The 25,013-nt window shown below is 55.8% G+C and carries 26 protein-coding genes; 9 read left to right on the top strand and 17 right to left on the bottom strand.

Going from position 1 to position 25,013, the window contains the following annotated elements:
- Positions 1-229: 229 nt before the first annotated feature.
- Positions 230-565: a Grx4 family monothiol glutaredoxin gene (locus IAI47_RS10780; RefSeq protein ID WP_170933470.1), complete on the top strand. Its 336-nt coding sequence runs from the start codon at positions 230-232 to the stop codon at positions 563-565.
- A 43-nt stretch (positions 566-608) separates the two neighbouring features.
- On the opposite strand, the gene rnt is transcribed toward IAI47_RS10780, so the two are convergent.
- The 4 genes from rnt to IAI47_RS10760 form a co-directional block, all read right to left on the bottom strand.
- Entirely contained in the window at positions 609-1,277 is a 669-nt protein-coding gene (gene rnt, locus IAI47_RS10775; RefSeq protein ID WP_003850282.1) for a ribonuclease T, read from the bottom strand.
- A 120-nt stretch (positions 1,278-1,397) separates the two neighbouring features.
- The gene (gene gloA / locus IAI47_RS10770; protein WP_008926200.1) at positions 1,398-1,805 is read right to left on the bottom strand and encodes a lactoylglutathione lyase; all 408 of its coding nucleotides are present in this window, start codon (positions 1,803-1,805) and stop codon (positions 1,398-1,400) included.
- A gap of 116 nt (positions 1,806-1,921) precedes the next feature.
- Complete coding sequence (locus tag IAI47_RS10765; RefSeq protein ID WP_003850277.1) at positions 1,922-3,019, bottom strand: alkene reductase; 1,098 nt, start codon at positions 3,017-3,019, stop codon at positions 1,922-1,924.
- A 50-nt stretch (positions 3,020-3,069) separates the two neighbouring features.
- Positions 3,070-3,666 (bottom strand): TetR/AcrR family transcriptional regulator, encoded by a 597-nt coding sequence (locus IAI47_RS10760; RefSeq protein WP_008926201.1) that lies wholly within the window; start codon positions 3,664-3,666, stop codon positions 3,070-3,072.
- A gap of 183 nt (positions 3,667-3,849) precedes the next feature.
- On the opposite strand from IAI47_RS10760, the gene IAI47_RS10755 reads away from it, so the two are divergent.
- From IAI47_RS10755 to IAI47_RS10740, 4 genes are all read left to right on the top strand, one after another.
- Positions 3,850-4,089, top strand: a complete 240-nt coding sequence (locus tag IAI47_RS10755) for a DUF1289 domain-containing protein (RefSeq protein WP_003850275.1) — start codon at positions 3,850-3,852, stop codon at positions 4,087-4,089.
- A 68-nt stretch (positions 4,090-4,157) separates the two neighbouring features.
- A complete protein-coding gene (locus IAI47_RS10750) occupies positions 4,158-5,054 on the top strand; it encodes an aldo/keto reductase family oxidoreductase (protein WP_003850274.1) in 897 nt (298 codons plus the stop codon).
- A gap of 84 nt (positions 5,055-5,138) precedes the next feature.
- Complete coding sequence (gene sodC / locus IAI47_RS10745; RefSeq protein WP_003850273.1) at positions 5,139-5,657, top strand: superoxide dismutase family protein; 519 nt, start codon at positions 5,139-5,141, stop codon at positions 5,655-5,657.
- Positions 5,658-5,787: 130 nt separating this feature from the next.
- On the top strand, positions 5,788-6,255 hold the full coding sequence (locus IAI47_RS10740; RefSeq protein ID WP_003850272.1) for a hypothetical protein: 468 nt from the start codon (positions 5,788-5,790) through the stop codon (positions 6,253-6,255).
- Here the strand turns inward: IAI47_RS10740 and IAI47_RS10735 are convergent, their stop codons facing one another.
- From IAI47_RS10735 to IAI47_RS10725, 3 genes are read right to left on the bottom strand one after another with little or no spacing between them, the layout of a single operon-like run.
- Positions 6,256-8,256, bottom strand: coding sequence for an FUSC family protein (locus IAI47_RS10735; protein WP_003850271.1), 2,001 nt, complete (start codon positions 8,254-8,256; stop codon positions 6,256-6,258). It lies immediately after the preceding gene.
- Positions 8,253-9,110, bottom strand: coding sequence for an HlyD family secretion protein (locus IAI47_RS10730; protein ID WP_003850270.1), 858 nt, complete (start codon positions 9,108-9,110; stop codon positions 8,253-8,255). The genes IAI47_RS10735 and IAI47_RS10730 overlap by 4 nt, the downstream gene beginning before the upstream one ends.
- Before the next feature lie 5 nt (positions 9,111-9,115).
- Positions 9,116-9,352, bottom strand: a complete 237-nt coding sequence (locus IAI47_RS10725; protein ID WP_003850269.1) for a DUF1656 domain-containing protein — start codon at positions 9,350-9,352, stop codon at positions 9,116-9,118.
- Positions 9,353-9,502: 150 nt separating this feature from the next.
- On the opposite strand from IAI47_RS10725, the gene slyA reads away from it, so the two are divergent.
- A complete protein-coding gene (gene slyA, locus IAI47_RS10720; RefSeq protein WP_003850268.1) occupies positions 9,503-9,940 on the top strand; it encodes a transcriptional regulator SlyA in 438 nt (145 codons plus the stop codon).
- A gap of 40 nt (positions 9,941-9,980) precedes the next feature.
- Here slyA and slyB read toward each other — a convergent pair whose 3' ends face one another.
- On the bottom strand, positions 9,981-10,448 hold the full coding sequence (gene slyB / locus IAI47_RS10715; protein ID WP_003850267.1) for an outer membrane lipoprotein SlyB: 468 nt from the start codon (positions 10,446-10,448) through the stop codon (positions 9,981-9,983).
- 282 nt (positions 10,449-10,730) lie between these two features.
- Here slyB and anmK point away from each other — a divergent pair, with 282 nt between their 5' ends.
- Positions 10,731-11,852, top strand: coding sequence for an anhydro-N-acetylmuramic acid kinase (gene anmK, locus IAI47_RS10710; protein WP_003850265.1), 1,122 nt, complete (start codon positions 10,731-10,733; stop codon positions 11,850-11,852).
- Positions 11,853-11,899: 47 nt separating this feature from the next.
- On the opposite strand, the gene IAI47_RS10705 is transcribed toward anmK, so the two are convergent.
- From IAI47_RS10705 to IAI47_RS10695, 3 genes are all read right to left on the bottom strand, one after another.
- Complete coding sequence (locus IAI47_RS10705) at positions 11,900-12,133, bottom strand: DUF4060 family protein (RefSeq protein WP_003850264.1); 234 nt, start codon at positions 12,131-12,133, stop codon at positions 11,900-11,902.
- Between the two features lie 228 nt (positions 12,134-12,361).
- Entirely contained in the window at positions 12,362-13,573 is a 1,212-nt protein-coding gene (locus IAI47_RS10700; protein ID WP_003850263.1) for a diguanylate phosphodiesterase, read from the bottom strand.
- A 98-nt stretch (positions 13,574-13,671) separates the two neighbouring features.
- Positions 13,672-14,196: a GNAT family N-acetyltransferase gene (locus IAI47_RS10695; RefSeq protein WP_003850262.1), complete on the bottom strand. Its 525-nt coding sequence runs from the start codon at positions 14,194-14,196 to the stop codon at positions 13,672-13,674.
- A gap of 288 nt (positions 14,197-14,484) precedes the next feature.
- On the opposite strand from IAI47_RS10695, the gene IAI47_RS10690 reads away from it, so the two are divergent.
- Positions 14,485-14,718, top strand: coding sequence for a hypothetical protein (locus IAI47_RS10690; RefSeq protein WP_003850261.1), 234 nt, complete (start codon positions 14,485-14,487; stop codon positions 14,716-14,718).
- A 154-nt stretch (positions 14,719-14,872) separates the two neighbouring features.
- Here the strand turns inward: IAI47_RS10690 and IAI47_RS10685 are convergent, their stop codons facing one another.
- Both IAI47_RS10685 and IAI47_RS10680 read right to left on the bottom strand, forming a co-directional pair.
- Entirely contained in the window at positions 14,873-16,021 is a 1,149-nt protein-coding gene (locus IAI47_RS10685; RefSeq protein ID WP_008926202.1) for a sugar MFS transporter, read from the bottom strand.
- Entirely contained in the window at positions 16,018-16,560 is a 543-nt protein-coding gene (locus IAI47_RS10680) for a TetR/AcrR family transcriptional regulator (protein WP_008926203.1), read from the bottom strand. The genes IAI47_RS10685 and IAI47_RS10680 overlap by 4 nt, the downstream gene beginning before the upstream one ends.
- Before the next feature lie 543 nt (positions 16,561-17,103).
- On the opposite strand from IAI47_RS10680, the gene IAI47_RS10675 reads away from it, so the two are divergent.
- Complete coding sequence (locus IAI47_RS10675; RefSeq protein WP_003850257.1) at positions 17,104-17,379, top strand: hypothetical protein; 276 nt, start codon at positions 17,104-17,106, stop codon at positions 17,377-17,379.
- A gap of 100 nt (positions 17,380-17,479) precedes the next feature.
- Here the strand turns inward: IAI47_RS10675 and IAI47_RS10670 are convergent, their stop codons facing one another.
- The 4 genes from IAI47_RS10670 to treZ form a co-directional block, all read right to left on the bottom strand.
- Positions 17,480-18,244 carry an SDR family NAD(P)-dependent oxidoreductase gene (locus IAI47_RS10670; protein WP_003850255.1) on the bottom strand — a complete coding sequence of 255 codons (765 nt, stop codon included), beginning with the start codon at positions 18,242-18,244 and terminating at the stop codon, positions 17,480-17,482.
- A 127-nt stretch (positions 18,245-18,371) separates the two neighbouring features.
- Entirely contained in the window at positions 18,372-20,447 is a 2,076-nt protein-coding gene (gene glgX / locus IAI47_RS10665; protein WP_003850253.1) for a glycogen debranching protein GlgX, read from the bottom strand.
- 56 nt (positions 20,448-20,503) lie between these two features.
- A complete protein-coding gene (treY, locus tag IAI47_RS10660) occupies positions 20,504-23,032 on the bottom strand; it encodes a malto-oligosyltrehalose synthase (protein ID WP_008926204.1) in 2,529 nt (842 codons plus the stop codon).
- The gene (gene treZ, locus IAI47_RS10655) at positions 23,029-24,813 is read right to left on the bottom strand and encodes a malto-oligosyltrehalose trehalohydrolase (protein ID WP_008926205.1); all 1,785 of its coding nucleotides are present in this window, start codon (positions 24,811-24,813) and stop codon (positions 23,029-23,031) included. The genes treY and treZ overlap by 4 nt, the downstream gene beginning before the upstream one ends.
- Positions 24,814-25,013: the final 200 nt, after the last annotated feature.

Here is a 25,013-nt window from a genome sequence, read left to right as displayed (position 1 = left end):
TGCAACCCACGTAATCGCGCTGAAAATGAACATTTTCAGCGTCTTATATCAGCGAAATTATTACGAATTATTAAACTGTTACCCGCTGTTAATAATCAGAGGGTCGTGCATCCCGCTGCAGGACTTAACAATGATGGCGGTATAATCGGTAGCGGACAAAATCTCGTTTTCAGTCACGCTGCGAAGTCGCTACAATAAACAAACACGAAGTCACGATTTAAGGAAGGCAATTATGAGTACTGTAGAAAAAATTCAGCGCCAGATCGCAGAAAATCCGATCCTGCTGTACATGAAAGGTTCCCCGAAACTGCCTAGCTGCGGTTTCTCTGCACAGGCGGTACAGGCGCTGTCAGCCTGTGGTGAGCGTTTTGCTTACGTGGATATTCTGCAGAACCCGGACATTCGTGCCGAGATGCCGAAATTCGCTAACTGGCCAACCTTCCCGCAGCTGTGGGTTGATGGCGAGCTGGTCGGTGGCTGCGACATCATCGTTGAGATGTTACAGCGTGGTGAACTGCAGACGCTGATCAAAGAGACTGCAGAAAAATTTAAAGAAGCAGAATAAAAAAAGGCCGACATCACGTCGGCCTTTTCCATTGCAGCCTCCCTTATGCGGATGCACTGGCTTCTGCATCGCCTTCCGCGAAGGGCAGTGGCCAGCCACCTAAGCGTTTCCAGCGGTTCACCAGCTCGCAGAACAGTGTTGCTGTCTGCTGCGTGTCATAAAGCGCCGAATGCGCCTGGGTACTGTCAAACTCCATTCCCGCCGCAATACAGGCTTTCGCCAGAACAGTCTGACCCAGCACCAGTCCGCTGAGTGCCGCGGTGTCAAAGGTGGCAAAGGGGTGAAACGGATTGCGCTTCAGGCTGGCACGCTCTGCCGCTGCTGACATAAAGTTCAGGTCAAAAGTGGCATTGTGCGCCACCATAATGGCGCGATTGCAGCCACTGTCCTTAATCCCCTTGCGCACCATTTTGAAAATGGCATGCAGCGCTTCATATTCACTGACTGCTCCGCGCAGCGGATTGCTGGGATCGATACCGGTAAACGCCAGCGCTTCAGGATGCAGCAGCGAACCGACAAAAGGTTCGACGTTGAAATGCAGCGTCTGGTCAATCTGAATCCAGCCCTCTTCATCCATTTTCAGCGTGATGGCAGCAATCTCCAGTAACGCATCGGTTTGCGCGTTGAAACCTGCGGTTTCAACGTCGATCACCACCGGATAGAAGCCACGGAAACGTTGATTGAGTGCATTAGGGGAATTCGATTCAGACATCAGGATCTCGTTGCAGAAAAAGGGCAGCGCGTATTATGGCAAAAAACGGGGCCGGGTGCAGCAGATGAAGCGCAGAGAAGGGGATTCAGCCCACCCGAACGGGCAGGCTGAGGGGCAGGTTTAGTTGCCCAGGCCGTTGCCGGCATCTTTGTTTTCGATCAGCTCGATTTTGTAACCATCGGGATCTTCAACAAAGGCAATAATGGTAGAGCCGCCTTTGACCGGGCCAGCCTCACGCGTCACGTTGCCGCCATCTTTACGGATGCGTTCGCAGGCAGCTGCCGCGTCATCGACGCCCAGTGCAATGTGACCATACGCATTACCGAGGTCATACTTATCGACGCCCCAGTTATAGGTCAGTTCGATTACCGCACCTTCGCTCTCGTCGGTGTAGCCCACAAAGGCCAGGGTATATTTATATTCGGTGTTTTCGCTCTGACGCAGCACGCGCATGCCGAGCACACGAGTGTAGAAATCGATTGAACGTTGCAGATCGCCAACGCGCAGCATGGTATGAAGTAAACGCATAACATCCTCTTTTAAATAAAACGCCATCGCCGGATGACCCAGGCGATAAGTATAGCGATGAAAATCGCCATTGAATAATGGCTGCCGTCATCGTCCCGGACGGCAGCCCAAAACGATTACAGCGTCGGGTAGTCGATATACCCTTCAGCGCCGCCGCCGTAGAAGCTTTCCGGGCGCTGTGGATTGAGCGGCGCATCCTGCTGCAGACGCTCAACCAGGTCCGGGTTAGCTATGTAATCGCGACCAAAGGCAACGGCATCGATCAGACCACGACCAATCAGGTCATCGGCTTTCTCAACGGTGTAGGCACCTGCACCGATGATGGCACCCGGGAAGAGATCACGCACTTTCTGGCGGAAAGCGTCGGTGTAAGGCTGACCACCGGCCCAGTCTGGCTCAGAGAGGTGCAGATAGGCGATATTGCGTTTTGCCAGCTCGCCGATGTACCACAACGCCGCTTCTTCTTCGTCCGGACCGTTATCCAGATTCTGGAAGCTGCCGATAGGTGATACGCGAATACCAATGCGATCGGCAGACCAGTTAGCAATTACCGCATCAACTACTTCAAGCGCAAAGCGACCGCGTTTTTCAATGCTGCCACCGTATTCATCGGTACGCTGGTTGGAGTCTGGTGCCAGGAACTGGTGAATCAGATAACCGTGCGCCGAGTGCAGCTCAAGCAGATCAAAGTCCGCTTCACGTGCGTTGGCCGCAGCCTGACCGAAATCGGCCACGATCTGCTTGATCTCCGGCACGGTCAGTTCACGCGGTGTTGAGGTATCTTCGCGATAAACGCTGCCATCTTCCGCACGCAGTGAAGTACGGGTGCCTGCAGCAATCGCCGAGGGAGCCACCGGTGCTTTACCTTCCGGCTGCACGCTGTTATGAGAGATACGACCGGTATGCCAAAGCTGCACGGCGGTGTGGCCGCCAGCCTGATGCACGCCTTCGTTAATCGCTTTCCACGCTGCAATCTGTGGCTGCGTATGTAAGCCTGGTGCACCAGCATAGCCTTTCGCCTGGAAAGAGATCTGGGTTGCTTCAGTGATGATCAGACCGGCGCTGGCGCGCTGACGGTAATATTCCGCCATCATCGGGGTAGGGATGTCGCCAGGCTCGATGCTGCGCAGACGGGTCAGCGGTGCCATGAATACGCGGTTTGGGACGGTAATTGCGCCGACTTTCAGCGGATTAAACAGCTGGGTACTCGCCATAATAGCTCCTGATTAGTAGACCAGTCGTCTACAAATGCGTTTTTTAAAAATCAGTGGCTCTTAAGCCACTGTTCGATGGTACTCAATGCCAGGCGCAGTGGCTGCGCCTCGCGGGAAATTTTGCTCTGCAGGCTGGCGCCAAGCCACAGCAACGACAGTAATTCCGCCATCTGCGCGGGAGGCTGTGGCAGGTTCATCGACTCCTGCTGTTCTGCAGCGATCAGCGTCCGGGCGTAGAGGGCCGTGATTTTCGCTGCGCCCTGCTGCAGTGCGTCACGCATTGGCTCAGAAAGATCGCATACCTCAGCGGAGATCTTAACGCCCAGACAACCCATAATGTGACCCTGCTGCACAAACAGCTCAACGGCCGCACGAAAGTGGTTCAGCAGACGCTCACGCGGGGTGCCGCTGGTCTGGTTGAGCTGCAGCTCGACATCCTGCAGGAAACGCGCAAAGTAACGTTCCAGTAACGCCACGCCAAACGCTTCTTTAGAGCGGAAATAGTAGTAGAAGGAGCCTTTCGGCACCGCCGCCTGCGTCAGCAGCTCACTGAGGCCCATTCCGGCAAAGCCGCGCTGAAGACAGAGTGTCTCCCCTGTCTGGAGCAGGTGTTCACGGGTTTCATTACGTTGCAGCGTCTTATTCATGGCTCTGAGATTAGTAGACCAGTCGGTCTAACGCAACTCAGTCTGTTGCATTTGGCACAGAGTGTTCACCCCAGAGAGAAAGAAAAGGATAATTCTGACCGGTCAGGATTTTCTTCCTGCGCAACCAGGCTACGCTTTTGAGTGGACTGATTTTGCTTTTTATTTAATGAATCTGGAGTCGTGGTGGCCGAGCAGCTTGAGTTTTTTCCGGTTCCCAGCCCCTGTCGCGGCATCTGCCAGACGGATGCACGCGGTTACTGCCTGGGATGTTTACGCAGCCGCGATGAGCGGTTCAACTGGCTGCGCTTTAGTGATGCGCAAAAGCGTGAGGTGATACGCCTTTGTCAGCAGCGTCGACAGCGTCTGCAGCGTCAACAGAAAGGCGACGAGCCACCCGAGCCACAACAGCCAGAGTTATTCTGACGACTTTGCGCTTTCCGTTATACTCTCTGACACATTAATTACAGCCCACGCGCAACAGGGAGAACGTCATGTTAGAACCGCAAGCCATCGCTTCACAGGGGCCAGAATTTTCACCGCTGGTTATGGGGTACTGGCGCCTGATGGAGTGGGGCATGTCACCTCAGGAGCGCGTCGCGTTTATTGAGCACCATCTGCGGCTTGGCATTACCACCGTTGACCATGCCGACATCTACGGTGACTACCAGTGTGAAGCGGCATTTGGCGAGGCGCTGAAACTGGCACCCGGACTGCGCGACCAGCTGCAGATTGTGACCAAATGCGGTATTGCTACCCGCGCCCGGCCTGAGCATCAGATTGGCCACTACATCACCGATAAAAACCATATCCTGCAGAGCGCTGAAAACTCGCTGCGCCATCTCCACACCGATCGCCTTGATTTGCTCCTGATCCATCGCCCCGATCCGCTGATGGCGGCTGACGACGTGGCTGAAGCCTTTATGGCATTGCATCAGAGCGGCAAGGTTCTGCATTTTGGCGTCTCAAACTTCACACCCTCTCAGTTCTCCCTGCTGCAATCCCGCTTGCCGTTCTCGCTGGTCACCAATCAGCTGGAGATTTCACCGGTTCAGCAAAGCGTGCTGCTGGATGGATCGCTGGATCAATGCCAGCAACTGCGCATTCGTCCGATGGCCTGGTCCTGTCTGGGAGGAGGCCGCCTGTTTAACGATCCGCACTATCAGCCACTGCGTAACGAACTGGAAGCTGTGCGGCAGGAAACCGGCGCCACCAGCCTGGATCAGGTCGTTTATGCCTGGATACTGATGCTGCCGTCGCGCCCACTGCCCATTATCGGTTCAGGTAAAACATCCCGGGTCAGCGAAGCCGCTGGTGCACTGAATGTCATGCTGACACGTCAGCAGTGGTTCCGCATTCGTAAGGCGGCGCTGGGTTTTGATGTGCCCTGAAGCGTAAAAGTGCGTCAATCTTCAGCAAAATAGCGCAACAGCGACCAGACTTACCTCAATCCCTGGGATGAAAAAGGAGTCATCATGAAAATGAAAGCTGTTGCGCTATTCGCCCTGATCGCCTGCGGTGCAGCACAGGCTGCCAGCGAGCAGGTTACGGTCCATCAGGTTACCGCTGAAGGCATCGGAAAATCGGTTGGCACGGTAAAAATTGACGAGACACAGTATGGTCTGCAGTTCACGCCCGATCTGAAAGGCCTTCAGCCAGGCATTCATGGTTTCCATGTCCATGCTAAAGGCAGCTGTGAGCCGGGCGAGTCTGAAGGCAAAGTGGTCGCCGCCGGTGCTGCGGGCGGTCACCTTGATCCTGCCAACAGTGGCAAACATCTGGGGCCTTACGCTGAGGGACATCTCGGGGATTTGCCTGCGATTTATGTCGATGACAAAGGCAATGCAACCTATCCGGTGCTGGCACCTCGTCTGAAATCCTTAAACGAGATCAAAGGAAAAGCGCTGATGGTGCATGCTGGCGGGGATAACCACGCCGATCATCCTAAACCGCTGGGCGGCGGCGGGGCGCGTTATGCCTGCGGTGTAATCTGAGTGTCAGGGCGGCAGATAATGGCCGCCCGATTTTCTCCTGACTGTTTATGAAATGTTGTACCATCCCTGACATTTCCCCCCTATGATGTTGATTCAGGTAAGAAAGCGTGATGGGGAAAGGAGCAGGATAATGAAATTCAAGGGCGCATTACTGCTATGTCTGCTGCTGGTGGGATGCGATAAACCCAATGATACGCAGCTGGTGACCGAAACCGGTCGGGAACTTCAGCGCACCATTGATACCAGCCCGATGCGTGCCACCTGTGAAAAGATTGCTCAGGGTCGTGAATGGCTGAGTCGCAGCAGGGTGCGTAAGCTGGAGGCACAGGGTTGTGATCAGGTTTTTCGTAGCGCAACCGAAACCAATTTCACGGATACCACCATCTATCGTCGCACCATGACGATGGTGTGTGGTGGCATCCACGGTCAAAGTTTTACCGGCACTGAACTGACACGCCGTTTCATCTTTTCACCCGACGAGAAAGCGCTGGTCATTGAACCGATGACCGAGATGGATAAAACCCGCTTTGAAGGTCATAAAACGCTGCAGCAGTTGCAGGAAGATTTTAACCGGCAGCAACAGCAATATTGCCAGTAATCACGCCGGTACCGCCTGTTTCAGTTGTGCAAGCGAACAGCGCAGACGCCAGATAATGCCAGCCAGTTCGCTGGCTTCGTTGTTTTCCAGCGCCAGTAATGCGGTGATACTCTCCTCCAGTTCCCTTAGCATCTGATCCAGCGAGCTGTGGCGCACGCCACGGCTGCTGATGATCTGCTGCAGATTGTGCAGACTGCTATCACGAAACCCTGTCAGGGCCGCCGAACCGGCGCGCCATTCACGCAGTTGCCAGACAATATGTGAGCAGTTGAGTAGCACTACGCCCCAGCGAAGTAGCCAGGTGCGCGCCTGCTCATCCCGGCTATGGCTGAGCTGGCTGATGCGGTGGTAAATCTGCGATTCGAAGCGACTCTCACTGAGTCGTGGCCGCTGCCGCAGCTGATCGAGAAATGCCAGCCGCAGCGCGCGGATATGGCGTCGGCTGCGCCGCGCATCAGAGCTGGGCCGCAGAATCTGGAACGCCAGCCAGGCGAGCAGCACCCCGCAGACTTTGGCAATGTTATCGTTGAAAAAGTCCTGGTAATCCCAGGTCGGTGGGTTCGTCACCGCGATAAACGAGCCCATAAAGACGATGAACTGTCCCCACATCCCGGCGCGCTGTTTCTGCTGCAGCTTGAAGAGTTGTAACGTCACCAGCAGCGGAAAGAGAAACAGTAAAAACGGCCACAGCTGACTGATCTGCACCATCAGGCCAAACTTCATCACAAAGCTAAACGCAAACAGCCACAGCAGGGTTTTCAGCAGCAACGTGACGCTGCCGCCGGGTGAGGGCACGGAGGCGTAAAGCACGCAGGCAATAGCGGTCAGGGTGAGCGCGGAAGCGCCGGAAGACCATTGCGTATTGATCCAGAAGGCGCAGCCCAGCACGATCACACAGAAGGTGCGCAGGGCGCTCCAGCCCGCTTCGGCACTGTCACTGTCGCGCGCCAGCGCCGGAACGGGCGGGGGTTGAAAGCGGGTATCGGCATCGGCACGATCCAGCAGACGAATCCAGCGCAGTACGTTGAGGTACATCCAGCAGAAGTAGCGCAGCCGCTGACAAAACGCGCGCTGCCGGTAGTCGCCGTCTGCGCCAGGCGTCACGCTGCGCAGGATTTGCGCAAGACGATATTTATCACACGCCGGTTTCGCCAGCTCAGCCAGCAGGCGCTGCAAGGCTTCAAACAGCGGCTCTGGCGCATCGGGCCAGTTCAGCAACATGCGCCGCAGGCTCGAAAGCACGCTGGTGAGTCGCAGCTGCTGATGCAGCACATAGTTCAGGACGTTGTTCTGTCGGCGAAAGCGGTAGTGGCTCCAGAACGCCTGAATCCGCAGCAGATTCATGGTCAGGATCTGGCTGATGACGTTTTCATGCGCGACACGAATGGTATCACTGGCCGAGGGCTGCAGCAGTAACACCGCATGCTCCAGCAAACGGGCATGCATCTGCTTCAGTGAGGTAATCAGCGCCTCGCCATCCGAGGTACTCGGCAGCACCATCATCATCAATCCGGCGCAGAGAATGCCGGAGATCACCTCGCAGACGCGTGCCTGCGCAATCGTCCACAGCGTGGTGATATCGGTGATATTCACGCTGCTGAAAGCGATGATGGCAGCGGTGTAACCCGCCAGTGAAAACGCGTAAGCGACGTTGTTCTGGTAGTGGTTCGAAATGCCGGTGCAGAGCGCCAGCCAGCCGGCAATGGCAAAGGTAAACAGCCAGGGCTCGTTCAGGGTGTGGCCGGCGATCAGCAGTGCGGCGGTGGCCCCCAGCAGGCTGCCGACAATGCGGCCAAGACTTTTGCTGATCGCGCCGCCAACGGTGGGAAAGCTGATCACGGCGGCAGAGGTCATCGCCCAGTAGGGTTCATCGAGATCCAGTCCATAGGCGATGCTCAGTGCCAGACACATGGCGATCGCGTTACGTAACGCATAGCGCCACTGGCCTCTGTTCGCTTTAATCCAGGGCAGTTGATCCCAGGCCAGCCACTGAACATTCATGGCTGGATGGTGATGGTGCAGCTGGTGCCGGCCACCAGATCAGCATTGGCCGGAAGCGAATCGAGACGAATGCGTACCGGTACCCGCTGCGCCAGCCGCACCCAGGGCACGTTTGGCTTGATATCGGGCACCAGGCCGCTGTCAGTCTCAATGCTCTGGTCATAGATGGCGCGGCCAATGCTGTCTACCTTGCCCTGCAGCCGCATGCTACTGCTGTAGAGCACCACCTGTGCCGTTGCGCCTGGATGAATATGGCGCAGCTTGGTCTCTTCGAAATAGCCCATGACGTAGTAAGAGTGGCTGTCGACCAGGGCAAACAGAGGAGAACCCGCAGTGGCATAGCTGCCGGGCCGAAGCGTGAGATTAGTGATCCAGCCATCCGCCGGTGCGGTCAGCGTTGTCTGTTGCAGATTCCAGCGCGCCCGTTCCCACTCCGCCTGCGCGGCTTTAGTGCTGGCAGCCGCAGCTCCGGCGCTTAAGCGTGCCGCATCGAGATCCTCGGCAGAGATGATGTTGCGCGGCAGGCTGCTGCGCCGGTTAAACTCGTGCTGCGCTTTCGCCAGGTCCGCTTGCGCTTTGCTGAGCTGAGCGGCGGCGTTGTCGAGCGCAATCTGCCACGGCACCGTGTCCAGCGTGACCAGCAGCTCGCCCTTGTGCACAAATTGATTGTCTTTGACCTTCAGTTCCGTAACCCGGCCCGAGACCTGAGGCGTGATATCCACCAGCTCTGCCCGCACTTTCCCGTCACGGGTCCAGGGCGACTGCATGTAGTAGTTCCACAGCCAGCCGCCGGCCAGTAACGCCAGTGCAAAGACAATGAGCGTTGAAAAATATTTTACCGCGTTAAATTTCATATCGATTATCCATGACCGATGAGCCAGAGAGCGGCGGTGACGCACAGCACAAACAGCGAGAGATCAAACAGGGTGGGATGCCAGATATCACCGGAGTAGATCCAGCCGCGCACCAGCGGGTGAATCAGCAGCCAGAAAAAGAAACCGAGGATCACCGCCTTGAACATCGGCGGGAAAAAGAGTGAGGCGCCAACCACCAGATCGGTCAGCGGGTTCTCACCTGAAAAAGCAGGAGTGAGCACGTGATAACATCCTTCGTTAACCCAAACAGCAGACGGGATGCGCTGCCGCGTTATCGTGGCCTGGCCCGGGATTTGTAATTTGTCCTGTAAACTCGCAGAATAGTGTAAAATCTGGCTTGATAGCTAGCAAGCTAATTATAAGGAGATGAAATGGATACGCCCCTCGGAACGGATTTATCTCGCCTGGTGCGCATCTGGCGCGCGTTGATTGATCAGCGGCTGAAACCGCTTGAGCTGACTCAGACACACTGGGTGACGTTGCACAATATTCATCAACTGCCGCCAGAACAGTCGCAGATTCAGTTAGCCAAAGCAATTGGGATTGAACAACCTTCGCTGGTGCGCACGCTGGATCAGCTGGAAGAGAAAGGACTTATAACCCGTTCGACCTGCGCTAACGATCGTCGTGCCAAGCGAATTAAGCTGACGCAGCAGGCTGAGCCAATTATCGAACAGGTTGAGACGGTAATTGATGAGACGCGGGATGACATTCTTTCCGGCATCAGCCAGGAAGAGATCCGTCAGATGGTGACGCTGATCGCCCGGCTTGAGAAAAATATTCTCGAACTTCAGAACAAAGAGAAATAAAAAAACCGACGCACAGGCGTCGGTTTTTTGTTTCACAACATCAGCGAGGTGAAACCGTCACCTGGCTGCCGTTGGATGCCATTGCAACACGCTGGCCAACAGAATAGCGCGAGGCGGCCTGCTTCTGAACCACCATGATGGTGTTGCCATCATCCTTACGGATTTCCAGCTCTACGCCATCCGTTTTATTCACTGCGCCCTGAACGCCCTGACCCGCAACGCCACCCAGAACGGCACCACCGGCTGTCGCCAGGCTACGTCCGGTGCCGCCACCAATGGTATTACCCAGGAAGCCACCTAACACCGCACCACCAATGGCACCGATGACGTTGCTCTCATCGCCGCCCTGGATCTTCACAGGACGAACGGAGACTAAGGTACCGTACGAAACGCTCTGGATTTGCTTTGCTTCACTGGCACTGTAGGTATCACCCGACAGCGTACTGGTATTGCTACAACCTGCGAGCATAGCACCGGTCAGAGCGACCACAATTACACGCTTAATCATTTGAAACTCCTTTAGTCGAGAAGGCGCCACGTTTACCGCTGTATCCTGCACACAGTATAAGACACAAACCTGGCAAATTAATCCCTGTCCGAATAAAACACGGTTGAACGAAGCATAGACTATGCAGGATTAACAATAATTCAATCGTGGTCTAAAAATAGTCCCATAACGTTATCAGTGAGCACGATTGGATAAAAACAATTTAATCATAGAATTAGCGATCATTATTTGTCAGGCTAGCCGCAGACGAATTGCACTTCCTGCCGGAAGTAAGGAATAGCTATGAAATCAGGACGCTATATCGGTGTGATGTCAGGCACCAGCCTGGATGGGGTGGATGTGGTGCTGGCTGCCATTGATGAAAATATGGTGGCACAGCAGGCAAGCTACTGCCATCCGATGCCAGCCGCGCTGCGTCAGGCGATTCTGGGAGTGTGTCAGGGGCAAACTCTGACGCTGTCGCAGCTTGGCCAGCTTGATACCCGCCTCGGCCAGCTCTTTGCTGAAGCCGTGGTGACATTGATGAAGCGTGAAGCGCTGGAGGCCAGTGACATCACGGCGATTGGCTGTCATGGTCAGACCGTCTGGCATGAGCCCCAGAGTGACGCACCTAATACGCTGCAGATAGGTGACAATAATCAGATTGTCGCGGCGACCGGCGTGACGGTGGTGGGTGACTTCCGCCGCCGTGACATGGCGCTGGGTGGGCAGGGTGCGCCGCTGGTGCCTGCCTTTCATCAGGCGCTGCTGATGGATGCCACTGAACGCCGCATGGTGCTGAATATTGGTGGCATTGCCAATCTCTCGCTGCTCATCCCGGGTCAGCCAGTGCGCGGCTTTGATACCGGCCCTGGGAATATGCTGCTGGATGCCTGGATCTGGCGCAATCAGGGGCAGCCGTATGACAAAGATGCACAGTGGGCGCGCAGCGGAACCGTGATTCAGCCACTGCTGGAGGCGCTGTTGCGTGAGCCATGGTTTGCGTTGCCGCCGCCGAAAAGTACCGGGCGCGAACACTTCAATCTTGGCTGGCTTGAACAGCATCTGCGCTATTTCCCGGGGCTGGCCCCACAGGATGTGCAGGCCACACTGGTTGAGCTGAGCGCCATCACTATCACGCAGCAGGTGTTACTCAATGATGGCTGCGACCGTCTGCTGGTGTGTGGCGGCGGGAGTCGTAATCCCCAGCTGATGGCGCGCCTGGCGGCGCATCTTCCTGGAACGGAAGTCACCCCTACTGATGCGGCGGGAATCAGTGGCGATGACATGGAAGCGCTGGCATTTGCGTGGCTGGCGTTTCGCACACTCTCCGGCCTGCCGGGCAATCTGCCTGCGGTAACGGGCGCACGGGAAAAGAGTGTGATTGGCGCAATCTATCCGGCCAATTCTCTCTATCGCCGTTAAGCGGGGATGGCGGGGGCACTTTGCCCCCGCGCTATGACAAGCGGCCGTCAGGCGGCGCCGGAGAGGTGTGTCAGATTGCGGACTCCGGTAATGACCGTAGCAACCATGGTTTCGCGTCGGGTAATCACCTCAACCTGGTAAAACCGGCTGCGGTAGGCGATAGAATAGATAATGGGATGGTACTTATTACCTTCTCCGTAGCGTGAGTAGTGCGCTTCAAGCGCACGGGTCGCTGCCAGGATATGGGAGGGCTCTTTATCACCGCGGATGATTTGCTTCATTCAGTTCCTCAAATGCTGTCCCTGGAGTCACGTCGCACGCATGGCGCGTAGCGCTGGCCTAAACACTGAACATCTGACTGCTAAACATTTAATCACTGACTGGGTAAGGTCTGACTGTGACGCGGGAAGATGACAGAAAGATGATCCCCCGGCGCTGTTAATTATTTAGCAGCCGCCGGGAAATCCAGCAAGGCAGGGGATTGAAAATTCATCCAAATCGCAGTGGAATTAAACCAGCTCGGGCCAGGCGACGGCTGCAAGGCCATTAAGTTGCGGTTGTGAGAACAGGAAACCCTGGAACTGAGTCACGCCTGCCGCTTCAAGCCACATCCACTCTTCTGGCTTTTCAATGCCCTCGGCGATAACGCCGATCTCCAGCGAGGAGCAGCATTTCAGAATGGCATGAATGATCGCCTGCTTGGGCCCGCTTTTATGCACATCCGAAATGATGGCACGATCAATCTTAATCTTGTCGGGCTGAATGCGGGTCAGCAGCGAAAGCCCGGCAAAGCCGGCACCAAAATCATCCAGCGCCAGGCTGATGCCGGCGGCTTTCAGCTGCCTGATAGCGGCTTCAAATGCCTCAGGTTGCGAGATGATTTCATTCTCGGTGAATTCCACCATAATCTGCTCCGGTACCAGCCCCTGGGCAGCAATCTCAGCCAGCAAAAACGGCACCGCGTCGGGCATTTCCACCAGAGTCATCGGCAGCAGATTGATCGACAAGGTCATCCCCTCGATCCCCAACTGCTTTGCCTGGGCAAACGCGACCTTTTTAGAGGTCAGATCAACCTGATAGAGCTGCTCCCGAGACAATCGGGAAAAATAGGCCAGCGGGGATTCACCCTGTGGGCCACGCAGCAGGGCCTCCAGCGAGACAATTTCGCAGGCAAAAGGATCGACGATAGGCTGAAAAGCAAAGCTGACGGCATTCTCAGCCAACAGTGCCGCGTCGCCTTCGCGCTGTTCTGATTCGTTACGGATAAACGTCCAGCCGCTGGCGGCTGGAATTTCAAAATAGTTCTCTTTTTCCCGCGCTTCGACAAAAGTTCGCAGGAACTGCAGGGCACGATCAGCGTAGGTCAGCTGATATTTCGTGGTGCATTTTGCCAGCACCGCTTCCAGCACCGTCTCTTTATCATGCAGCCGCAGATCGAACAGCTCCATTCCGACGTGACCAAAACGACGCGCTGGGGCGTAGTCACGCAGCAGTTCGACCAGATTATGATGGCGCGGGTCCTGGCAAATCCGGCTGTAGACCGCCTTAACCGCCGCCTCTGGACCTTCGAGCAGTTGGAAAAAGTGCGTGCCATTGAACAGCAAAATTCCGGTGACATTGGATGATTTATTGATTTTATTCGCTTTTAACGCCAGATCATTCAGGGTTTTCAGCGGCACATTCTCTGTAATGTGGCTGCGATAAATGATTGTCGACAACATAAAGTTTTCCGGAATTTTTAATTTTTGTTAACACACTTTACCAGAAGGTTCTCTACGGGAGAACGTGGGGCCGTGTGCCTTTCTCGCCAGCGCAATATTTAGTCTTTACTCGGTAACGCTGAATCGCCCAGTCCCAGAGTACGCTGCATAAAAACGGTATCCAGCCAGCGGCCCTGTTTAAAACCCACCGATCGCAGAATGCCGGTCATTTCAAAGCCCGCGGCGCGATGCAGGGCAATCGAACCCTGATTCTCGCTGTCACCAATGTTAGCGATCAACTGGCGATATCCTGCCTGCTCAGCCCACCTGATGGCATGTGCTAACAGATGTGAACCGGCTCCACGCTTTTGAAATCCGGGATCGATATAAATAGAGTCTTCCAGCGTATGCCTGTAGGCGTGCCGTGGACGATAGGGGGCCAGATAGCAAAACCCACGGACGTCACCCTCACTGACAGCGACGAACCACGGCAGGCCCGCCTGCTGAACTTTACCTATCCGCTCGCCAATCGCGTCAGCGTCGGGCGGCACGGTCTCAAAGGAGCCGGTTCCGTTAATGACATGCCAGGCGTAGATTTGCTGAATCGCTGTGATGTGGCGCTCATCAGCCTCAAAAATTTCCATTATCTGGTTTTACCCCAAAAGTCTGCACCTGGTGAAAAAACAACGGTATAGCGAGAGGTAAGAGGTCGCAATATAAATATTTCGCCTTTCAATGATTTTTTATAGCGCCGTTCTCCAGGAAAAGTCCTGGCAGGTATAGTTAAATAAAACAGGTGGATTTAGTGCCACGACTCAATGGCGGTTAAGCCTATTCTGAAAACGGTGTTCGTCAGATGATCCGGGCCAGAGTTAACGTTATTATCTTTACAATCAGGGCAGGGGCGATTATTTATCTGGAGGCGTGGCGTGATGCGATTTGTGGATTTTCTGAATAGTAAGCAGGGGCTGCATGCAGCCAGAAATCACTGCTTTGAATTAAATGGCGTGGTGCTGGGCCATTTCACGGCGCTATTTCTGCACGACAATCAGATTATTTTCACTAAAGACGGTAAGCAGTGCGCTGTGCCTTATTACCTGGGTCCTGAAGACGATTTACTCCAGCAGCAAATTAATCCTCGCATTAAAAATATCCGCGCTATCTGATTCGCGCGGGTGATTGTTATCACGCGATAGAGTCCGCCACGTAAAATTATTACGCCTCATTCTCCGGATACCTATTTTCGGGCTGTCTGGCATGGCACGTTAGCGACTATTAATTACGTTTGCCGGCGATTTTATTTCTTTCATCTCCGCCTGTTTATTTAACCGCCTCACCGCTGTTCTCTGCCGGTAAAACAAACAGCAACAGCAGAGCAACGATCGCAAAGAGCGTTAAGGCCGTAGTGGCACCCCAGCAGGCGTAGAGCTGGCCAAACAGCAGCGATCCCACAACCTGACCTACCGCCAGCATAAAAAACAGGATGCCGACGCCAGTCGCCGGGTCTTCGGCGGTGGCGCGAGCGCCCCAGACCAACAGCACGCCCGACAGGGTAACGTAACCTGCGCTGCAACAGGCAACCGCGATACCTAAGCCGATAGATTCACCATGACTCAGGGCCAGCACCAGCAGCGGCAGTGCCATACCACACAATGACAGCCGGTAAACGCCATTTAGCCCTATACGGGCAGCGACCAGGCCGGTTGCCGCACCCACAATGCCTGCACTTCCCGCAATCAGCCAGAGTAAGCGGGCGGTATCTGCATCAACACCGACATGCTGACGCAGAAGCGCCGACCCAAAGCTCCACCAGGCTGCACTGACCAGGCCCGACGTCAGCGCGATACCCATCAGCTGACGCATAGCGCGGCGATACAATCGCTGCTGCCAGTGACGCACTCTGGAGGTACGTTCCGCCGCTTGATCCTTTAACACGCGTATTACCGGCAGCACACAGAACAGTGATAGCAGGGCAAACAGCAGGCAGGCCGCGCGCCAGCCGCCTGGCAGCATGCTCAGGATCACTACCGTCAGGATAATGCCCGCGCTGGTACCTGCATTAATCAGCGTATTTATGCGCGGCTGACGTGCTGCAGGAATTCTGTGACTGACTGCCGCGGCCAGTGCGGGTGAAGCCAGACCAGAACTCAATCCGGCGATAAACAGTCCGGCCGCCAGCATCAGTACTGACGAGGCACTGGCGAGCAGAAGCAGACCTGCCGTTGCACTGAGTGAGGCCAGCAGCGCGGTCACGCGTGTGCCATAGCGATCTGTCAGCGCGGCTGAAGTGAGAATAGTGAAGCAGTAAGCCGCAAAGCTGCATGCCGACAGCAACCCCGCCTGCTGTGGGGTAAACGGGATATCTGACGAGATAGCGGGCAGCATCAATCCCCATGAGAAGCGGGCCATGCCATAAGTCGCGGCGATCAGACTGAAGCCGGTGAGTGCCAGGGCGGTAGACGATCTCATCCGGCCACGCCGTTTTGACGCAATAGCTGACGGGCGACCTGAGCCGCCTGTCGGGCTGCGGCGGGACCGGTGAGCAGCGCCGTAGTAATCGCGCCTTCGAAGAGTATCCAGATGGCATCACTCAGTTGCCGATCTTCAGCACCGTACAGATGCGTCACACACTGTGTTATGTAGTGGCGCATTGTGGCACGGAAGGCCAGTGCCTGAGCGGCCAGCTCACTGTCACGCTCAGCGTATTCCCCCCAGGCTTTCAGGAAGAAGCAGCCGTGGGCACCGTTCGCCCTGGTCCAGTCGCCCAGCACCACAAACAGCTGCTCTATCGCCTCTGGCTGTTGCGGTGGCAGCAGTTCAGCCATAAAACGCTGCTCGCGCGCACTCAGCACGGCAGAGGTCAGTGCTTCGCGTGAAGCGAAATGATGATAAAACGTACGCGTAGAGACGCCGGCTTCCCGACAGAGTTGATCGGTGCTGGTGGCGTGAAAGCCATGTGTGTAGAAGAGCCGCTCGGCAGCCTGAATGATATCGTTTCTCTTTTTCATGACTCAAAAGTAAACCGATCGTTTTACTTTTTCAAGCCCATTCCTATTCTTTGCACACGGCGGTATTGATAAATCCCCGACGGCGGGCACACTGGCGCTTCGCTTAAAGGGGCGCTGGAGGCTGCTTTTTATTCTTTTTCAGTCTCTGTTTATCAATACTCATACTTACCCCGGCGGGGGTTAATTTTGTTAGTTGTGACTCTAATCATAACGGAGGGTACTTACAGGGAATGCTTGCCGGTTTAATCATTAGACTGTTGTTTTTAATGCATTATTTTAAGTTTTGCTGATTTATTGATGCATTAGCATTACAAATACAATCGGGGGTGTAAAACGGGTGGGAATGTTTCAGTGCGTCGAATGCCTGAAGCGATGTAAACGGTAAAAAAGGGTATATTCTCAAAGTCAGTTTGAGTTACGCAATAAAGTGGTTTTAGGGATAATTCTCAGTTAGTTTAGTAACACTTCAGATTACAACAAAAACCTCTTACGAATTTTGGTTCGTTTTTTAAGATACATACAGCAACTATCAGGATGACTACCATGCTTAAAGCCAGCTATTATTATCTGTGCCCGCGCCCCATGGGTGGATGGATTTTACACAAAGAAGGTTGCGTTAATCTGTCAAAGAACGACAAACGCATTTTTATTGGTTCACTTTATACCCGCCAGCAGGCGCTGGCCGTGGCAAAAGTTCATCACGCAAATGCTATGCTCTGTAATGCCTGCCTTAGCACGTTTATTTGCCCGACCAGTAGCAGTACGGCAATTAAAACGGCGCGTGCGGCAACGCCAACCCGTCATACGCCAAGACATTAATGTTTTCACATTAATTTGCTGTATAAAAAAGAGAATAAAGCGAATTAATCAGGACAGGTGCTCAGAATATACAGGCAGCGTAATAACGCTGCCCTGATATTTATGCCTGCTTAGGCTGACCATTTGATGCGGTAATTCCGCCATCGACCGGCAAATTAACACCTGTAATATAACTGGCTTCTTCGCTGGCAATAAACAGAATGGCATGGGCGATATCATCGGCTTTCCCGGCGCGCTGCAGCGGAATACGATCGTAAAAGCGCTCCATCAACTCCTGGTCCTGACTGGCATCTTCAGTCAGATCGGTTAAGGTAAAGCCAGGACAGATTGCATTGACCCTTACGCCATCTGCGCCGTAGTCCATAGCCAGCGCACGGGTGAAGTTGGTAATCGCCCCTTTGGCTGCATTATAAATGCTCATGCCCCAGTCGCCGCCTAAGCCGGAAACGGAAGAGATGTTGACCACGTTGCCTTTGCTTTTTAGCAGGGCAGGCATGAAATAGTGCACACCATGGAAAACGCCATCAAGGTCGGTTTTCATCAGGGTTTTCCATGCGTCGAGTCCGACTTCATGAACGCGGCCCTGCACGATAACACCTGCATTATTCACCAGCACGTCAACACGGCCATATTTCTTCAGCACGGTTTCTGACAACTGCTTAACCTGTTCGGCTTCTGAGACGTCGCATGCTGCCACCAGGTGGTCGCCCGGTGTCATCCCAGCCAGCGTCTCTTCCAGTTTCTGTGCGGTACGTCCCACCAGCACCACTGATGCCCCTTCTTCAGCGAAGCGCTTCGCGCTGGCTTCGCCAATGCCGGACCCGGCACCTGTCACAACCACAACTTTCTGCGTAAATCTGGACATCATGCCTCCTTATCAGCATCAATTCTTACTATTAACAACCGGTTAAGCCTGGCACCCATTGGCAGAAACACAAGCGCAGCGCGAAATGCGCTGCGCCAGATGACGGCTTTTTAACCGGAGTTAACGGCTAGGGACGTCTGAAAAGGGCGAAACTGCGTCCTTCCAGTTCGAAATCCTTCTCTTTGGTGATCACCAGACCGCGCTTCGCGGTGTCGCTGGTGGTCAGCTCCAGCACCCAGCCACCTTCACCGAACTGCGGAATGCGGAACGGCACATTGCCTTCAAACGGGTTAAGCAGCATCAGTACGTCATGCCAGATGCCTTCCTCGGTCTGCAGATCCGGCCGGCCGATATAAACCCCCAGCGTTGAGCCTTCATCCCACTGCTCAGACTGCTGGAAGCCGCCACCGGCGTTAAACCATTTGATATCCATACCGTCGCGCCAGTTTTCGCGGCGCAGCAACGGCTGTTGAGCACGCAGCGTCAGGATCTGACGAGTGAACTCGCGCAGTGCCTCAGCAGACTCGGGCAGGTTATCCCAGTGTACCCAGGAGATTTCGCTGTCCTGACAGTAGCCGTTGTTGTTGCCCATCTGGCTGCGGCCAAATTCGTCGCCTGCCAGCAGCATCGGCGTGCCGTGAGAGAAGATCAGCGTTGCAAGGAAGTTACGTTTCTGACGCTCACGCACCGCGTTAATGCCTTCGTCATCGGTCGGGCCTTCAACGCCGTAGTTGTATGAGCGGTTGTCGTTGTGACCGTCGTTATTATCTTCGCCATTCTCATCGTTATGTTTGTCGTTGTACGACACCAGATCGTTGAGGGTGAAACCATCGTGTGCGGTAATGAAATTGACGCTGGCCCACGGACGACGGCCGTGCTGATCGTAAAGGTCGCCAGACCCCAGCAGGCGGGCGGCAAAGTCGGTAGAGACGTTATTGCCTTTCCAGTAATCACGCACGGTATCGCGGTACTGATCGTTCCATTCTGCCCAGCCAGGCGGGAAGCTGCCCACCTGGTAGCCGCCCGGACCGATATCCCAGGGTTCGCCAATCAGCTTTTTCTGCGACAGGATAGGGTCCTGCATGATGGCATCGAAGAAGCCGCCGCGCGGGTCGAATCCATCGGGCTCACGACCGAGAATGGTGCCGAGGTCAAAACGGAAACCGTCGATATGCATCGACTCTGACCAGTAACGCAGGGAGTCGAGCACCATCTGCAGCACGCGCGGATGTGAGGTGTTGACGGTATTGCCGGTGCCGGTGTCGTTGATGTAGTAACGATGCTGGTCTGGCATCGTACGGTAATAGGAGAAGTTATCGATGCCCTTAAACGACAGCGTCGGGCCCAGCTCATTGCCTTCGGCGGTGTGGTTGTAGACCACGTCGAGGATCACTTCGATACCGGCATCATGGAAGGCACGCACCATGTCACGGAAGCCCTGAATGCCGCGCGGCCCGAAATAGCGTGTCGCGGGCGCAAAGAAGCCCAGCGTGTTGTAACCCCAGAAGTTTTTCAGCCCTTTATCCAGCAGATGCTGATCATCCGGGAACCAGTGCACTGGCAGCAGTTCAACCGAGGTAATGCCCAGGCTTTTAATGTAGTTGACGGTCGATTTATGGCTCATGCCGTCAAAGGTGCCGCGCATCTCCGGTGGCAGTGCCGTGTTGAGCTGCGTGAAGCCTTTGACGTGGGTTTCATAGATGACGGTTTTCGGCCACGGCACGTTCGGGCGGTTTTGATCGTGCCAGTCGAATTCATTAGGATCGATAACCCGGCACTTTGGTGTAAACGGTGCGCTGTCGCGGGTGTCGAACGTCAGATCTTTATCGTCGTGGTAGAGATCGTACGCGAAGTGTGCCTCGTTCCAGGCGATATCACCCGCCAGTTCACGCGCGTACGGGTCGAGCAGTAACTTGTTCGGGTTAAAGCGATGACCATTTTCCGGATCATAAGGGCCATAGACGCGATAGCCATAGAGCGCGCCGGGTTTCAGCCCCGGAATGTAGCCGTGCCATACTTCATGGGTATATTCCGGCAGTTCCAGCCGGGCAATTTCCGTTTTGCCGCTGGGATCGTACAGACAGAGTTCAACCCGCTCGGCGTGGGCGCTGAACAGGGCGAAGTTCACGCCCTGACCATCAAAGTTGGCCCCCAGTAAATGGCTGTAACCCGCCGTAATTTCAAAACGCTGACTGTTTGACATTTATGCCTCGTTATTCAATGAACAGATTGACGCGTATAAAACATTAATGCCGGTTGTCATTTTGCGACCAGCACAGCGCACCACTGTGCCGCCAGCGCTGTAAGCGGCAACTGGTCGCCTGCATCAAGCGTTTTACCGCTCAGGACATCCTGATACTTACGCTGGCTCAGTGCCGCAGGCAGGGCGATGACCGTATCAGCCCAGCGCGCGGCAGGTGGCTGATCGAGATTCTCTGGCAGCGCGTTAAACACCCGGCGTGACACAATTACAATCACCGCCTGATCCTGAAGCGTGCGGGCAAAAGCCAGCACCTTATCCTGCTGCTCGCCCTCCGCCGACAGCGCCAGATAGTCGCCGCGACGGAACAGCTCAGGCTGCTGCTGACGCAACGCCAGCAGCTTCACAATTGCCTGCTGATTGACCTGACCATGCAGCCAGTGCGCTTCGCTGCCGTCGTGCTGTGGCGCCGTAAGCATCGCCGCCAGGGCATCGAAATCAGGCTCGCGGCGGTTATCGGGATCGACCAGGCTGAAGTCCAGCGCCTCGCTGCCCTGGTAAATATCGGGTACGCCAGGTGCGGTAAGTTTCACCACGGTCTGGGTCAGACTGTTAACCAGTCCGGCACGCATAAAGGGTTGCAGCGACTGGCAGAAGTCATTGAGGAATGCGCTGTTAGCGGGCGCGAGCAGGTGACGGGCATAACCCAGCACCGCCTCTTCATAGGCGTCGTTGTTATCGGCCCAGTCGGTGCGGAGTTTGGCTTCACGCAGCGCTTTCTCCACATAGACCACAAAGCGGGCTCCCAGCGCCGCTAGGCCGTCGGCATCCTGCGGCTGAAGCGTCGTGGGCCAGACCCCGGCCAGTGCTTCATACAGCATCCACTCGACGGCCGGCTCCGGTGCCGGACCATCTTTCAGCCGAACGACATGGTCCTGATTGATCTCCCGCCAGCGGCTGACGCACTCGGCCCAGCGCTGCGGCGCTTCGGTCAGCGTATAGAGACGCGCACGGGCATCTTCACCGCGCTTGGTATCGTGCGTTGAGGTGCCTGACAGCGCATCGGGCTGATGTTCGCGCCGCGCCTGCATCTCGGCATGAAACTGATCCAGCGAGAAGTGACGTGCCAGCGGTTCAGCGCCGACTTCATTCAGCGCCAGCGCCATATGCTGACGGAAGAAGAGGGTGTCCTCGACTGATTTCGCCATCAACGGCCCGGTCAGCTGCTGGAAGCGGGTGCGGAACTGCGTGGCATCGTCGCGAGCAGCGTCGGCAACGTCAGCGCGCAGAATACGCGTCAGGAAGTCGAGCGCCTGGGTGTCTGGCGCGTGGTCGCTGGCTTTGACCTCGCTGACCACCTGTTGCAGCAGCGCGGTGTCGGCGGGTGTCAGGCCTTCTGGCGTGCCATAGGTGCGATAAACCGGAAAGGCAACCAGCAGTTCCCGCAGCGCATTTTTCAGTTCCGCCTCCGGCTGTGGTTTGCCGTCTGCATCGGCAATCTTCAGTGCCAGTTGTTGTAACCGGTTAAATTCACCGGCGAAATTGCGGTTCGCCATCAGTAGTTTGGCGGCACGCAGCTCTGCTTTCATGTCAACGGTTTTGCCGATAACGGCCTGATACGCCTTGCGCAGGCCGCTCAGGCGGTCGCTGTCGACCAGCAGATTGGCGAGAGCAGCCATAAACTCATACCCGGTGGTGCCGGAAACCGGCCACTCGTCAGGCAGCTGTTCATTGTCGCCGAGGATTTTCTCCACGGTAAGATAGCAGTCGGGACCGGCAGCCTGGCGTAACTGCTCCAGATAGCCGCGCGGGTCGGCCAGACCATCCACGTGGTCAACGCGCAATCCCTGCACCGCGCCGCTGTGGACCAGTTCGAGGATCAGCTGATGTGCGGCATCAAAGACCGTTTTATCTTCCACACGCACGCCCACCAGACCGGTCACTTCGAAGAAGCGACGGTAGGAGAGATTGTTGGGCGCATCGCGCCAGGAGATCAGTTGCCACGGCTGCTGGTCATGCAGTTCAGCAATCTGTGCGGCATCACGCAGGGCCAGTACGGCCTCTTCCCGATCCTGCCAGGTCTCCGGCTTCAGCGGATAGAAATTATCGAAGTAGGCCAGCGCCGGTTTGCCGGTTTGCGGATCGCGCTGCACGCTGATCTCACCTTTTTCCAGCACCGCCTCAAAAGTGTCACCGAGGAACGGCAGCGTCAGGCGGCGCGACCAGTCGATATCGAAATAACGGGCATAGCGACTCTGTTCGCCATGCTCAATAACGTCGCGCCACCAGGTGTTCTCCAGCGAGGCGGCCATATGGTTAGGGACGATATCGAGAATCAGCCCCAGACCGGCGGCTTTCAGCGCGGCAGCCATGCGATCAAAGCCTTCACGGCCGCCAATCGACGGCTCGATCTGGTTAACGTCGGTCACGTCATAGCCGTGAGTCGACTCTGCGGTCGCGCTGAAGATCGGCGACGCATAGAGGTGGCTGATACCCAGCTGTTTCAGGTAGGGCACCAGCGCCGCCGCACGGTCAAAGGTCATGCCGTTGCGGAACTGAATGCGGTACGTTGCGGTTGGAATATTCATTCTGCTTCTCTCTTTTCCAGACGCACGACAATCGCGTTGGGAATCAGTTCGGTGGCGGTCTGCGGCCAGGCAAACAGGGTTTCGCCCGGTAAATCCGGGATCGGCTGCGTGCTGTCGCCGACGTTCAGCGCCAGTGACAGTGTACCCAGCGGGAAGTCCCAGCGAACGGCCAGGAAACCTTCTGACGTTTTCACTATCTGACCGGCATCACCCCCGGCCGTCTGCAGCAGCGGCACAATATGTTCCTGACGCAGCGCCAGCAGATGACGCGTCAGCGCCAGCCACTGCTGACCTTCCGGCGTTTCTGTGCGCGGCCAGTTAAGCTTCGACTGTTCAAAGGTGGTGACATCATTGGGATCCGGCACCGTTTCGCCGTGACCGGCATGGCCTTCAAACTCGCGGGCGCGACCTTCACGCACAGCTTTCGCCAGATCGCCGTGGAAATCGGTAAAGAACAGGAACGGCCGGGTTTCACCATACTCTTCACCCATAAACAGCAGCGGGATGTGCGGCGAGGCCAGTAACATGGCCAGCAGCACCTGCGTCCGCTCTGCACCTGCCAGCGAGACCAGCCTTTCGCCCTGTGCACGGTTACCCGTCTGATCATGGTTCTGGATAAAGTCGACAAAGGCGACAGGCGGCTGACGGCTGCTTTTCACGCCGCGTGGCTCACCCGACTGCGGTGAAACCTCGCCCTGATAGACAAAGCCTTCGGCCAGCGCCCGCGCGACCCGCTGTTCCGGCTGGTCGGCGAAATCCTGGTAATAAGCGTGCGTTTCACCGGTTGCCAGCACATGCACGGCGTTATGGAAGTCATCGTTCCATTCGCCGGTGAACAGCGGCGCTTCTCCGTTTTCATCACGCGGATGCAGGAAGGTGACGTTACGGCAGTCTTCGGTAGTGAGATGAACAGGGCGGTCGGTAATGGTGGCGCGGATGCGCTCAGCAATCTCAATCAGCACATGTTTTTCGCTCGGGTCATCAATCTGATCGATGGCGTCGAAGCGCAGGCCATCCAGATTAAACTCCTGCAGCCAGTAGAGCGGCGCTTCCACGATATAGCGGCGTACCGCATCCACGTCATAGGCGATACCCGCGCCCCACGGCGTCTGGCGCTCTTTGTGGAAGAAGTCTGGCGCCAGCAGCGGCAGATAGTTGCCCTCCGGGCCGAAGTGGTTCAGCACGATATCCAGCACAACAGACAGACCATGGCCGTGCGCCGCATCGATAAAGGCTTTGAAATCATCGGGCGAACCGTAGGCAGCATGGGGTGCATAGAGCAGCACGCCATCGTAGCCCCAGCCGCGATTACCGCCAAACTGCGACACCGGCAGCACTTCAATCATGGTGATGCCGGTTTCAGCCAGCATCGGCAGTTTTTCAATTGCCGCCCGGAAGGTGCCTTCAGGCGTAAAGGTGCCGATGTGCAGTTCATACACTACCGACTCCTGCCACGGACGGCCCTTCCAGCCTGTGTTTTGCCACTGATACGCATCAGGATCGATCACCAGCGACGGGCCGTTAACCTCCGCTTTCTGAGCGCGGGCGGCGGGATCGGGCATGGTCGTGCCATCCGCCAGCACAAAATCATATTCGGCATTTGCTGCCACACCCGCGACCTGGGTTTCAAACCAGCCATCCGCCTGCGGTGTCATTTCAATGTCTTTACCGGAGAGCCGCAGCGTCACGCGTTGCTGACCGGTTGCCCAGAGGCGGAAACGCACCTCATCACTGGCAACCCGTTCAGCGCCCCAACTTTTAAAAAAAGATTTGGATTCCATTCAGTTGCCTCATTTAGCCTGGAAATACGCGATGGCGGCCACCGCGTGAAAAGGATGTCGATGACGTAAGCGTCAGAAATCATAAACCGTGCAGCGAGACCAGGATGCCAGGTGGGCTGGCGCGTCTCTTCAGCCAGAACGCAGGACTGATGTTCAGCGTTATGCGGCGGGAAGGGGGGAGTGAGACCGCTTCCACGCGG

The organism is Pantoea sp. MT58 (assembly GCF_014495885.1).
Classification (GTDB): domain Bacteria; phylum Pseudomonadota; class Gammaproteobacteria; order Enterobacterales; family Enterobacteriaceae; genus Pantoea; species Pantoea eucalypti.
Note: the sequence above shows the minus strand (reverse complement) of the source record. Positions and strands in the feature narration are given on the sequence as shown.

What these genes read in the sequence shown, in the direction of transcription:
- rnt (WP_003850282.1), bottom strand. Translation starts at nt 1,277, where the DNA reads ATGTCTGAATCGAATTCCCCTAATGCACTCAATCAACGTTTCCGTGGC.
- gloA (WP_008926200.1), bottom strand. Translation starts at nt 1,805, where the DNA reads ATGCGTTTACTTCATACCATGCTGCGCGTTGGCGATCTGCAACGTTCA.
- IAI47_RS10765 (WP_003850277.1), bottom strand. Translation starts at nt 3,019, where the DNA reads ATGGCGAGTACCCAGCTGTTTAATCCGCTGAAAGTCGGCGCAATTACC.
- IAI47_RS10760 (WP_008926201.1), bottom strand. Translation starts at nt 3,666, where the DNA reads ATGAATAAGACGCTGCAACGTAATGAAACCCGTGAACACCTGCTCCAG.
- IAI47_RS10750 (WP_003850274.1), top strand. Translation starts at nt 4,158, where the DNA reads ATGTTAGAACCGCAAGCCATCGCTTCACAGGGGCCAGAATTTTCACCG.
- sodC (WP_003850273.1), top strand. Translation starts at nt 5,139, where the DNA reads ATGAAAATGAAAGCTGTTGCGCTATTCGCCCTGATCGCCTGCGGTGCA.
- IAI47_RS10740 (WP_003850272.1), top strand. Translation starts at nt 5,788, where the DNA reads ATGAAATTCAAGGGCGCATTACTGCTATGTCTGCTGCTGGTGGGATGC.
- IAI47_RS10735 (WP_003850271.1), bottom strand. Translation starts at nt 8,256, where the DNA reads ATGAATGTTCAGTGGCTGGCCTGGGATCAACTGCCCTGGATTAAAGCG.
- IAI47_RS10730 (WP_003850270.1), bottom strand. Translation starts at nt 9,110, where the DNA reads ATGAAATTTAACGCGGTAAAATATTTTTCAACGCTCATTGTCTTTGCA.
- slyA (WP_003850268.1), top strand. Translation starts at nt 9,503, where the DNA reads ATGGATACGCCCCTCGGAACGGATTTATCTCGCCTGGTGCGCATCTGG.
- slyB (WP_003850267.1), bottom strand. Translation starts at nt 10,448, where the DNA reads ATGATTAAGCGTGTAATTGTGGTCGCTCTGACCGGTGCTATGCTCGCA.
- anmK (WP_003850265.1), top strand. Translation starts at nt 10,731, where the DNA reads ATGAAATCAGGACGCTATATCGGTGTGATGTCAGGCACCAGCCTGGAT.
- IAI47_RS10705 (WP_003850264.1), bottom strand. Translation starts at nt 12,133, where the DNA reads ATGAAGCAAATCATCCGCGGTGATAAAGAGCCCTCCCATATCCTGGCA.
- IAI47_RS10700 (WP_003850263.1), bottom strand. Translation starts at nt 13,573, where the DNA reads ATGTTGTCGACAATCATTTATCGCAGCCACATTACAGAGAATGTGCCG.
- IAI47_RS10695 (WP_003850262.1), bottom strand. Translation starts at nt 14,196, where the DNA reads ATGGAAATTTTTGAGGCTGATGAGCGCCACATCACAGCGATTCAGCAA.
- IAI47_RS10690 (WP_003850261.1), top strand. Translation starts at nt 14,485, where the DNA reads ATGCGATTTGTGGATTTTCTGAATAGTAAGCAGGGGCTGCATGCAGCC.
- IAI47_RS10685 (WP_008926202.1), bottom strand. Translation starts at nt 16,021, where the DNA reads ATGAGATCGTCTACCGCCCTGGCACTCACCGGCTTCAGTCTGATCGCC.
- IAI47_RS10680 (WP_008926203.1), bottom strand. Translation starts at nt 16,560, where the DNA reads ATGAAAAAGAGAAACGATATCATTCAGGCTGCCGAGCGGCTCTTCTAC.
- IAI47_RS10675 (WP_003850257.1), top strand. Translation starts at nt 17,104, where the DNA reads ATGCTTAAAGCCAGCTATTATTATCTGTGCCCGCGCCCCATGGGTGGA.
- IAI47_RS10670 (WP_003850255.1), bottom strand. Translation starts at nt 18,244, where the DNA reads ATGTCCAGATTTACGCAGAAAGTTGTGGTTGTGACAGGTGCCGGGTCC.
- glgX (WP_003850253.1), bottom strand. Translation starts at nt 20,447, where the DNA reads ATGTCAAACAGTCAGCGTTTTGAAATTACGGCGGGTTACAGCCATTTA.
- treY (WP_008926204.1), bottom strand. Translation starts at nt 23,032, where the DNA reads ATGAATATTCCAACCGCAACGTACCGCATTCAGTTCCGCAACGGCATG.
- treZ (WP_008926205.1), bottom strand. Translation starts at nt 24,813, where the DNA reads ATGGAATCCAAATCTTTTTTTAAAAGTTGGGGCGCTGAACGGGTTGCC.